The sequence below is a fragment of the Bacillus cereus group sp. N6 genome, assembly GCF_016483705.1.
GTDB lineage: Bacteria > Bacillota > Bacilli > Bacillales > Bacillaceae_G > Bacillus_A > Bacillus_A wiedmannii.
Genome location: NZ_JAEHBI010000016.1, coordinates 1 through 11,499, shown reverse-complemented (window position 1 = coordinate 11,499; position 11,499 = coordinate 1). Strand labels below are relative to the sequence as shown.

The following is an 11,499-nucleotide window of genomic DNA, read 5'->3' as shown; positions in this document are numbered from 1 at the left end:
GCACTCAATTGAGTAACCGGTCACTTGGAAGATATTACAACATGTCGATGTGGTTCTTTTCCTTCAGAAGTTGTAATGATATTTTGATGATTAGATAATGCTTGGTGGATAATCTTTCGTTCAAAAGATGGCATAGGCTCCAACACAACTCTTTTTTTCGTACTTACTACTTGTTTTGCTAATCGATAAGAAAGTGCTTCTAATGTAGCTTTTCTTTTACTACGATAATTTTCAGCATCTAGTGTGATGCCAATATACTGCTTCGTACTACGATTCGCCACAAGTTTTGTTAAATACTGCAAAGAATTCAAGGTGTTTCCTCTTTTTCCAATCAAAACACCTATGTTTTTGCCGGAAATTGTAAATTCAACTTCGCGTCCTTTTACAATTTTACTAATCTCAGCTTCCACACCCATATCATGAATAATATTTTTTAAATATTCTTCACATTCTTGAATCGGATCTTTCTTCAATACAACTTCTACTACTGCAGGTCGGTTCCCAAATAAACCTAGGAACCCTCTTTTACCCTCATCGATAATATTTATATCTACTCGGTCTTTTAGAACATTTAGTTGCCTTAAAGCATCTTGTACTGCCAGCTCGACTGTTTGTCCTTTAGCAGTAATTACACTCACTTGCTTGATCCTTCTGCCTTACTAGCCTTAATTTCTGGCCCCTTGATCAAGTACATTTGAGCGATACCAAAGATATTACCAACAACCCAGTAAAGTGATAATGCAGCTGGGAAGTTAATTGCAAAGACTAAAATCATAATTGGCATAAGCCAAATCATCATTGCCATTTGCGGATTTTGACCAGCTGTTCCTGCCATTGCAAGCTTTTGCTGAATAAATGTCGTAATTGCCGCGACAACCGGTAAGATATAGTACGGATCTGCCTGCCCTAAGTCGAACCATAAAAATGTATGCTTACTAATTTCTGCCGTTCTCATAATCGCATGGTAAAACGCAAATAAAATAGGCATCTGAACAAATATCGGTAAACACCCTGCTAATGGGTTTACACCATTTTTTTGATATAACTGCATCATTTCTTGTTGTAGTTTTTGCTGTGTTGCTTGATCTTTAGAACTATATTTCTCTTTTAACTTCACCATTTCTGGTTGTAACGCTTGCATTGCTTTCGTACTCTTCGTTTGTTTAATCATTAATGGTAATAATGCAAAACGAATGATAAGAGTTGTAACAACGATTGCTAAACCGTAATTACTACCAAATAAGTTGGCAAAATACGTAATTAACTGAGAAAGCGGATATACGAAATATTCATTCCAAATTCCAGTACTTTTCGGTGTAATCGGCTGTTTCACTTCACTACAGCCAGCAGCAATTGCCATTAATGCAATAACCATGGCTAGTAAACCTATTTTCTTTTTCAAAGCCTGCTCCTCCTTGTTTCGGTATGTATATAGTGTAATTCATTTCCTTACGCTACTTTTTTATTCTTTTCATACCAGAGCGTTTAAAGACATGAATTAAGCTTTTCTTTAATTCTTCATATGTCATCTCTGCACAAGGCTTCCTTGCTATTATAACAAAATCTTTTCCAGAATCTATCTCATCTTTTAATTCTGTGATCGACTGGCGAATCATACGTTTAATTCGGTTACGCACTACTGCATTTCCTATTTTCTTGCTGACAGAAAGGCCAATACGAAAGTTTGGCTGCTCTCCCTTATCTAGTTGATAGACAACAAGCTGACGGTTAGCATTCGATTTTCCTTTTTGAAAAACCGTCTGGAATTCATCATTCTTTTTTATACGATATTTTTTCTTCATATCAATTGACACTCCTGTAGTTCATCAGTGGAAATTCACTATTATTAGAAAAAAAGACCACTGAACGATCAGTGGTCTACGCAGATAATACTTTTCTTCCTTTACGACGACGAGCTGCTAGCACTTTACGTCCGTTCGCTGTGCTCATACGGCTGCGGAAACCATGTACTTTGCTGCGCTTACGTTTATTTGGTTGGTAAGTTCTTTTCATTATATGACACCTCCCTGAGGAATATCTGTTAAAGACAGTCCTATAAATTATAGTTAATCAACTAGGAAAATGTCAATGGTTCTCGAAATTTTCATCAAATATTCATTTTGAACCTATTCACATACTTTTTCACAGACCCTATATTTCCTTGTGGATAAATGTTTTTTCTCGGTTTTTATATCCACAAACCCCTTTCGTACTTTTACACAGTATATCGTGTTGTGGACAAGTTTATTCCACAAGGTATTGATTTTGTGGATAACTTTCTTAAATTCATTGCTATAGCTACTTTTTTTTGATATTATAGTTGTGTTTTCACTTTGAATAAGTTTTCCACACCTTTATCTTATCCACAATTTGTGCATAACATGTGGACAGTTTTAATCACATGTGGGTAAATACTTATCCACATTTGCTTTTTTTGTCGAAAACCCTATCTCATATACAAACGACGTTTTTAGGTTTTAAAATACGTTTCGTATAAATATACATTTTATATTTATTTAGGTTGTACATTTGTTGCGCAACCTTATTCTTTTACCATCTTAGTAAAGGAGGGACACCTTTGGAAAACATCTCTGATTTATGGAACAGCGCCTTAAAAGAACTAGAAAAAAAGGTCAGTAAACCAAGTTATGAAACATGGTTAAAATCAACAACCGCACATAATTTAAAGAAAGACGTGTTAACAATTACAGCTCCAAATGAATTCGCTCGTGATTGGTTAGAATCTCATTATTCAGAGCTAATTTCGGAAACACTTTATGATTTAACGGGGGCAAAATTAGCTATTCGCTTTATTATTCCCCAAAGTCAAGCTGAAGAGGAGATTGATCTTCCTCCTTCTAAACCAAATTCAGCACAAGATGATTCTAATCATTTACCACAGAGTATGCTAAATCCAAAATATACGTTTGATACATTTGTTATTGGCTCTGGTAACCGTTTTGCTCACGCTGCTTCATTGGCCGTAGCCGAAGCGCCAGCTAAAGCATATAATCCCCTCTTTATTTACGGGGGAGTTGGACTCGGAAAGACCCATTTAATGCATGCAATTGGTCATTATGTAATTGAACATAACCCAAACGCAAAGGTTGTATATTTATCATCAGAAAAATTTACAAATGAATTCATTAATTCTATTCGTGATAATAAAGCGGTCGATTTTCGTAATAAATACCGTAATGTAGATGTTTTATTGATAGATGATATTCAATTTCTAGCAGGAAAAGAACAAACTCAAGAAGAGTTTTTCCATACATTCAATGCATTACACGAAGAAAGTAAACAAATTGTAATTTCAAGTGATCGGCCACCAAAAGAAATTCCAACTTTAGAAGATCGTCTTCGTTCTCGCTTTGAATGGGGACTCATTACGGATATTACGCCGCCAGATTTAGAAACACGAATTGCAATTTTACGTAAAAAAGCAAAGGCTGAAGGACTCGATATACCAAATGAGGTTATGCTTTATATTGCAAATCAAATTGATTCAAACATTCGTGAACTAGAAGGTGCACTTATCCGAGTTGTAGCTTATTCATCTTTAATTAACAAAGATATTAATGCTGATTTAGCAGCTGAAGCACTTAAAAATATTATTCCAAATTCTAAACCAAAAATTATCTCCATTTATGATATTCAAAAGGCTGTCGGGGATGTTTATCAAATAAAACTGGAAGATTTCAAGGCGAAAAAGCGAACAAAATCAGTTGCCTTCCCTCGCCAAATTGCAATGTATTTATCACGCGAACTTACAGATTACTCCTTACCTAAAATCGGTGAAGAATTTGGTGGACGTGATCATACAACAGTTATCCATGCTCATGAAAAAATTTCTAAGCTGCTTAAAACGGATACGCAATTACAAAAACAAGTTGAAGAAATTAACGATATTTTAAAGTAGTAGCTGAATAGTGTGAATAACTTCCCTTGTTTTACGCACAGTCTATCCACATGTAGATAGACTGTTTTTACATCCTTCAACGGGGTTATCCACATATCCACAGGCCCTATTACTATTACTACTATTTTTTATCTTTATTAATTAAATAAAATATTATACTTACCGGAGGTTTTTCTTTATGCGTTTTACAATACAAAAAGACTATCTTGTAAGAAGTGTACAAGATGTAATGAAGGCTGTTTCTTCTCGTACAACAATTCCGATCCTTACAGGAATTAAAGTTGTCGCTACGGAAGAAGGAGTTACGTTAACAGGAAGCGATGCTGATATTTCTATTGAATCTTTTATCCCAGTTGAAGACAATGGAAAAGAAATCGTAGAAGTAGCACAATCAGGAAGTATTATTTTACAAGCAAAATATTTTAGTGAGATTGTAAAAAAATTACCTAAAGAGACTGTCGAAATTTCTGTGGAAAATCATTTTATGACAAAAATAATTTCTGGAAAATCAGAGTTTAATTTAAATGGTTTAGATTCTGCTGAATATCCATTGTTACCACAAATTGAAGAACATCATGTTTTTAAGATCCCAACAGATTTACTGAAACATATGATCAGACAAACTGTATTTGCAGTTTCCACTTCTGAAACAAGACCAATCTTGACAGGTGTAAACTGGAAAGTATATAACAGCGAATTAACTTGCATTGCTACAGATAGTCACAGGTTAGCTCTTCGAAAAGCAAAAATCGAAGGAATCGCAGATGAATTTCAAGCGAATGTTGTTATTCCAGGTAAAAGCTTAAATGAATTAAGCAAAATTCTAGATGAGTCTGAAGAAATGGTAGATATCGTTATTACGGAGTATCAAGTATTATTCCGTACAAAGCATTTATTATTCTTCTCAAGATTGTTAGAAGGTAATTATCCGGATACAACTCGTTTAATTCCAGCCGAAAGTAAAACAGATATTTTTGTAAATACAAAAGAATTTTTACAAGCGATTGATCGTGCATCTTTATTAGCAAGGGATGGTCGTAATAATGTTGTAAAATTATCAACTTTAGAACAGGAAATGCTAGAAATTTCTTCGAATTCACCAGAAATTGGGAAAGTAGTAGAAGAAGTTCAATGTGAAAAGATGGATGGGGAAGAGTTAAAAATATCTTTTAGTGCAAAATATATGATGGATGCACTAAAAGCTTTAGATAGTACTGAAATTAAAATTAGCTTTACTGGTGCGATGAGACCATTCTTAATTCGTACAGTAAATGATGAGTCCATTATTCAATTAATTTTACCGGTTCGTACTTACTAAGTAAGAAGTAAGGGTTGCTAGTTTTCAGATACTAGTAGCCCTTATTTGATTTTTGGGTATTACTTTCCTAATGTTAGTTTATTTAGTACAATGAAAGAATGAACACTTTCAGAAAGTGAGCGATTTTATGAAACGTATTAAAATTTCAACAGAGTATATTACACTAGGACAATTTTTGAAGTTAGCCGATGTAATTGATACAGGTGGCGCTGTAAAATGGTTTTTACAAGAATATGAAGTGTACGTGAATCAAGAACTTGAAAATAGAAGAGGTCGCAAATTATATGCGAACGATATTATTGAAATTCCAGGAAGCGGAAGTTTCCAAGTTCAGGCATAAAGGGGGAGCCCTTTGTTTATTTCAGAAATACAATTAAAAAACTATCGCAATTATGAAAAGTTAGAGCTTTCCTTTGAAGATAAAGTGAATGTGATTATCGGTGAAAACGCACAAGGGAAAACGAATTTGATGGAAGCTATTTATGTTTTAGCGATGGCGAAATCTCATAGAACCTCTAATGATCGCGAGCTTATCCGTTGGGATGAAGACTTCGGTCAAATTAAAGGGAAATTACAAAAGAGAAATAGTTCTTTGTCTTTGGAATTAAATATTTCGAAAAAAGGTAAAAAGGCAAAATTAAATCAACTTGAACAACAAAAATTGAGTCAATATATTGGCATGATGAATGTTGTCATGTTTGCCCCAGAAGATTTAAATCTTGTAAAAGGAAGCCCTCAAGTAAGAAGACGCTTTTTAGATATGGAATTAGGCCAAATAGCTCCAATCTATTTGTATGAATTGAGTCAATATCAAAAGGTGCTCACGCAACGAAATCACTTGCTGAAAAAGATGCAAGGGAATAGTAAGAATGAGGAAACGATGTTGGATGTATTTACACTTCAACTTATTGAGCATGGTGCAAAAATATTGCAAAAACGGTTTGAGTTTTTGCATTTACTACAAGAATGGGCAGCTCCAATTCATCGCGGTATAAGCCGCGGATTAGAAGAATTAGAAATTGTCTATAAACCAAGTGTAGATGTATCAGAATCAATGGATTTGTCGAAAATAAAAGAAGTATACTATGAAAATTTTCAATCTGTGAAACAACGTGAGATTTTCCGTGGTACGACTTTAATTGGTCCTCATCGTGATGATTTACAATTCTTCGTTAATAGTAAAAATGTTCAAGTCTTTGGTTCGCAAGGACAACAACGAACGACCGCACTGTCCCTAAAATTAGCTGAAATTGAATTGATTTACTCAGAAGTTAAGGAATATCCGATTCTTTTATTGGATGATGTATTATCAGAATTAGATGATTATCGTCAATCGCATCTGTTAAATACAATTCAAGGAAAAGTGCAAACATTTGTGACAACGACGAGTGTCGACGGAATTGAACACGAAACATTAAAAGAAGCGAAAACAATTCATGTAACGAACGGCACGGTAGATTGTGAAATAGATAGGGCGTAATCCCTATTTAAATGGAAAAGTAGGTGATCTTTGTGTCAATGGAACAAAAGCAAATGGAAGAAAACTCATATGATGAAAGTCAGATACAGGTACTTGAAGGATTAGAAGCGGTTCGAAAACGCCCTGGGATGTATATTGGATCTACAAGTGGAAAAGGACTTCACCATCTTGTGTGGGAAATCGTCGATAATAGTATTGATGAAGCACTTGCAGGGTATTGTGATGAAATTAACGTTAGTATCGAAGAAGATAATAGTATTCTTGTAACGGATAATGGACGTGGTATTCCAGTTGGTATACAAGAAAAAATGGGACGTCCTGCTGTAGAAGTTATAATGACCGTTCTTCATGCTGGTGGTAAGTTTGGCGGTGGCGGTTATAAAGTTTCTGGTGGTTTGCATGGTGTTGGGGCATCTGTAGTAAATGCTCTATCAACAGAACTAGAGGTATTTGTACATCGTGAAGGCAAAATCCATTATCAAAAATACGAAAGAGGTATCCCGGTTGCGGATTTAAAAGTCATTGGTGACACAGATCAAACAGGGACGATAACTCGATTTAAACCAGATCCAGAAATTTTTCAGGAAACAATAGTATACGAATTTGATACGTTAGCAACTCGTATGCGCGAATTAGCATTTTTAAATCGTAATATTAAATTAACAATTGAAGATAAACGTGAACATAAACAGAAGAAAGAATTCCATTATGAAGGTGGAATTAAATCATATGTTGAACATTTAAATCGTTCAAAACAGCCAATTCATGAAGAACCTGTATATGTAGAGGGTTCAAAAGATGGTATTCAGGTTGAAGTTGCGCTTCAATATAACGAAGGATACACAAATCATATTTACTCATTTACAAATAATATTCATACGTATGAAGGTGGTACACATGAGGTAGGATTTAAAACAGCCTTAACTCGTGTGATCAACGATTATGGTCGTAAAAATAATATTTTAAAAGATGCGGATAGTAATTTAACTGGTGAAGATGTTCGTGAAGGTTTAACAGCGATTGTGTCAATTAAACATCCAAATCCACAATTCGAAGGACAAACGAAGACGAAACTTGGAAATAGTGAAGCAAGAACAATTACAGAGTCAGTATTCTCAGAGGCATTTGAAAAGTTCTTACTGGAAAATCCGAATGTTGCACGTAAGATTATAGATAAAGGGACGATGGCAGCGCGTGCGCGTGTAGCAGCTAAAAAGGCTCGTGAGTTAACTCGCCGAAAGAGTGCTTTAGAAGTTTCAAGTTTACCAGGGAAATTGGCAGACTGTTCTTCTAAAGATCCAGCAATTAGTGAAATCTATATCGTAGAGGGTGACTCTGCGGGTGGGTCTGCAAAACAAGGACGTGATCGTCATTTCCAAGCAATTTTACCGCTGAAGGGTAAAATTATTAATGTTGAAAAGGCACGCTTAGATAAGATTTTATCAAATGATGAAGTTCGTACAATTATTACGGCGATTGGTACAAATATCGGCGGAGACTTCGCTATTGAAAAAGCACGCTATCATAAAGTTATTATTATGACGGATGCCGATGTTGATGGTGCGCATATTCGTACCCTATTATTAACGTTCTTCTATCGCTATATGCGTCAAATAATTGAGTGCGGTTATATATATATTGCACAGCCACCTTTGTTTAAAGTACAACAAGGTAAGAAAATTCAATATGCTTACAATGATAAGGAACTTGAAAAAATCTTAGCTGAATTACCAGCCCAACCTAAGCCGGGGATTCAGCGTTATAAAGGTCTAGGGGAAATGAATCCAACTCAGTTATGGGAGACGACAATGGACCCAGAAGTACGTTCATTACTTCAAGTTTCACTTCAAGATGCAATTGAAGCGGATGAAACATTTGAAATTTTGATGGGAGATAAAGTAGAGCCACGTCGTAACTTTATCCAAGAAAATGCAAAATACGTGAAAAACCTTGATATTTAAATGGGTAATGACAGGAATCTAAGTATTCCTGTCTTCTACATATAAATCAATGTATGTGTAACGGAAATGTAAGAGGAGGTGCTGGTTGATGTCAGACAATCAACAACAAGCACGAATTCGAGAAATTAATATTAGTCATGAAATGCGTACCTCGTTTTTAGATTACGCAATGAGTGTTATCGTATCTCGTGCATTACCAGATGTTCGTGATGGATTAAAACCTGTGCATCGTAGGGTTTTATATGCGATGAATGATTTAGGAATTACAGCTGATAAAGCGTATAAAAAATCAGCGCGTATTGTCGGTGAAGTAATCGGTAAGTATCACCCTCACGGTGATTCAGCTGTTTACGAGACGATGGTACGTATGGCGCAAGATTTTAGTCAACGTTATATGCTTGTTGATGGGCATGGTAACTTTGGTTCTGTTGATGGTGATTCAGCAGCAGCGATGCGTTATACAGAAGCAAGAATGTCTAAGATTTCTATGGAATTAATACGTGATATTTCAAAAAATACGATTGATTATCAAGATAACTATGATGGTTCTGAAAGAGAGCCAATTGTATTGCCAGCGCGTTTCCCTAATTTATTAGTGAATGGTACGACGGGTATTGCGGTAGGTATGGCAACGAATATTCCACCGCATCAACTTGGTGAAGTAATTGATGGTGTATTGGCACTAAGCCATAATCCCGACATTACGATTGCGGAATTAATGGAGTTTATTCCAGGACCAGATTTTCCAACAGCAGGTTTAATTTTGGGACGAAGTGGGATTCGAAGAGCGTATGAAACAGGTAGAGGCTCTATTATGCTTCGAGCTAAAGTTGAAATTGAAGAGAAGTCAAATGGTAAACAATCTATTCTCGTAACTGAACTACCTTATCAAGTTAATAAGGCGCGATTAATTGAAAAAATTGCAGAATTAGTTCGTGATAAGAAAATTGAAGGTATTACGGATTTACGTGATGAGTCAGATCGAAACGGTATGCGTATTGTTATGGAAGTACGCCGTGATGCCAATGCCAATGTACTATTAAATAATCTATATAAACATACAGCACTTCAAACAAGTTTCGGTATTAATATGTTGTCTCTTGTAAATGGAGAGCCACAAGTACTGAATTTAAAACAAAATTTATATCATTACTTGGAGCATCAGAAGGTAGTAATTCGTCGACGTACTGCTTATGAATTAGAAAAAGCAGAGGCGCGTGCTCATATTTTAGAAGGATTACGAATTGCTCTAGATCATCTAGATGAAGTTATTACGTTAATTCGTAGTTCGAAAACAGCAGATATTGCAAAACAAGGCTTAATGGAACGTTTCGGTTTAAGTGAGAAACAAGCACAAGCAATTTTAGATATGCGTCTGCAACGTTTAACAGGATTAGAACGTGAAAAAATTGAGCAAGAATATCAAGACTTAATGAAGTTAATCGCTGAATTAAAAGCAATCTTAGCAGATGAAGAGAAAGTTCTTGAGATTATTCGTGAAGAATTAACGGAAGTAAAAGAACGCTTCAATGATAAGAGACGAACGGAAATTACAATTGGTGGCATGGAATTTATTGAAGATGAAGATTTGATTCCAGAACAAAACATCGCTATTACGTTAACTCATAATGGTTATATTAAGAGGTTACCGGCTTCTACGTACAAAACACAGAACCGTGGTGGACGTGGTGTGCAAGGAATGGGAACAAATGATGATGATTTCGTAGAGCATTTATTAACTACTTCTACGCATGATCACATTTTATTCTTTACTAATAAAGGGAAAGTATACCGTACGAAAGGATATGAAATCCCAGAGTATAGTCGTACAGCAAAAGGTATACCTATTATTAACTTATTAGGTGTAGATAAGGGTGAATGGATTAACGCCATTATTCCAATTCGTGAATTTGGTGATGATGAATTCTTATTCTTCACAACAAAACAAGGTATTTCTAAGAGAACGCCACTTTCATCATTTGCAAATATACGTACGAATGGTTTAATCGCCATCTCTCTTCGTGAAGAGGATGAAGTAATATCTGTACGTTTAACATCTGGTGATAAGGATATTATTGTAGGAACAAGCAATGGTATGTTAATTCGCTTTAACGAGCAAGATGTGCGTTCTATGGGACGTAATGCGGCTGGTGTAAAAGCAATTACATTAGGTGATGAAGATCAAGTTGTAGGCATGGAAATTGTCGAAGAGGATGTAAATGTTCTAATCGTAACGAAAAATGGTTATGGAAAACGTACACCTATTGATGAATACCGTCTACAAAGCCGTGGTGGTAAAGGTCTGAAGACTTGTAATATTACAGATAAAAACGGTAAATTAGTAGCTGTTAAATCTGTAACAGGTGAAGAAGATATCATGTTAATTACGGCAGCAGGTGTTATTATTCGTATGCCAGTTGATCAAATCTCTCAAATGGGACGTAATACACAAGGTGTTCGTCTAATTCGATTAGAGGATGAGCAAGAGGTAGCGACGGTAGCAAAAGCACAGAAAGATGAAGAAGAGGAATCTAATGAAGAGGTTTCTTCTGAAGAATAAGAGGGGGATTTTTCCTCCTCTTATTTTTTTATAATAATACTTGCATAGCGATGGAAAACTCTGTATAATAGGCAGAGTCAGCAAATGAGAGATACAAATTATCTTAAAAAACTTGTTGACGAAAATAATATACTATGATATATTATGAAAGTCGCTGAAACGCGATGTTGAACTTTGAAAACTAAACGAAACAAACAACGTGAAACGTCAATTTTTATTTTTAGATGCTAGACAAACTAACTTTATTGGAGAGTTTGATCC

General features: G+C 35.3%; 10 protein-coding genes. 6 read left to right on the top strand and 4 right to left on the bottom strand.

Features of this window, described 5'->3' with window-relative positions:
• Positions 1 to 20: 20 nt before the first annotated feature.
• The 4 genes from jag to rpmH all read right to left on the bottom strand — a co-directional run bounded on the left by jag (position 21) and on the right by rpmH (position 2,013).
• A complete protein-coding gene (gene jag, locus JDS99_RS13590; protein WP_060487895.1) occupies positions 21 to 638 on the bottom strand; it encodes an RNA-binding cell elongation regulator Jag/EloR in 618 nt (205 codons plus the stop codon).
• Positions 635 to 1,402, bottom strand: coding sequence for a YidC family membrane integrase SpoIIIJ (gene spoIIIJ / locus JDS99_RS13585; protein WP_048542855.1), 768 nt, complete (start codon positions 1,400 to 1,402; stop codon positions 635 to 637). The genes jag and spoIIIJ overlap by 4 nt, the downstream gene beginning before the upstream one ends.
• A 52-nt stretch (positions 1,403 to 1,454) precedes the next feature.
• Positions 1,455 to 1,802 carry a ribonuclease P protein component gene (gene rnpA, locus JDS99_RS13580; RefSeq protein ID WP_000731505.1) on the bottom strand — a complete coding sequence of 116 codons (348 nt, stop codon included), beginning with the start codon at positions 1,800 to 1,802 and terminating at the stop codon, positions 1,455 to 1,457.
• 76 nt (positions 1,803 to 1,878) lie between these two features.
• Positions 1,879 to 2,013, bottom strand: a complete 135-nt coding sequence (gene rpmH, locus JDS99_RS13575) for a 50S ribosomal protein L34 (RefSeq protein ID WP_000831901.1) — start codon at positions 2,011 to 2,013, stop codon at positions 1,879 to 1,881.
• A 565-nt stretch (positions 2,014 to 2,578) separates the two neighbouring features.
• Here rpmH and dnaA point away from each other — a divergent pair.
• The 6 genes from dnaA to gyrA all read left to right on the top strand — a co-directional run bounded on the left by dnaA (position 2,579) and on the right by gyrA (position 11,238).
• On the top strand, positions 2,579 to 3,919 hold the full coding sequence (dnaA, locus tag JDS99_RS13570) for a chromosomal replication initiator protein DnaA (protein ID WP_000428027.1): 1,341 nt from the start codon (positions 2,579 to 2,581) through the stop codon (positions 3,917 to 3,919).
• Between the two features lie 178 nt (positions 3,920 to 4,097).
• Positions 4,098 to 5,237, top strand: a complete 1,140-nt coding sequence (gene dnaN / locus JDS99_RS13565) for a DNA polymerase III subunit beta (RefSeq protein WP_087981847.1) — start codon at positions 4,098 to 4,100, stop codon at positions 5,235 to 5,237.
• A 127-nt stretch (positions 5,238 to 5,364) separates the two neighbouring features.
• Entirely contained in the window at positions 5,365 to 5,577 is a 213-nt protein-coding gene (gene yaaA, locus JDS99_RS13560) for a S4 domain-containing protein YaaA (RefSeq protein WP_000821366.1), read from the top strand.
• Between the two features lie 12 nt (positions 5,578 to 5,589).
• A complete protein-coding gene (gene recF / locus JDS99_RS13555; RefSeq protein ID WP_000470742.1) occupies positions 5,590 to 6,717 on the top strand; it encodes a DNA replication/repair protein RecF in 1,128 nt (375 codons plus the stop codon).
• A 38-nt stretch (positions 6,718 to 6,755) separates the two neighbouring features.
• Positions 6,756 to 8,678, top strand: coding sequence for a DNA topoisomerase (ATP-hydrolyzing) subunit B (gene gyrB, locus JDS99_RS13550; protein WP_000435974.1), 1,923 nt, complete (start codon positions 6,756 to 6,758; stop codon positions 8,676 to 8,678).
• Positions 8,679 to 8,766: 88 nt separating this feature from the next.
• Entirely contained in the window at positions 8,767 to 11,238 is a 2,472-nt protein-coding gene (gyrA, locus tag JDS99_RS13545) for a DNA gyrase subunit A (protein WP_001282859.1), read from the top strand.
• Positions 11,239 to 11,499 lie beyond the last annotated feature (261 nt).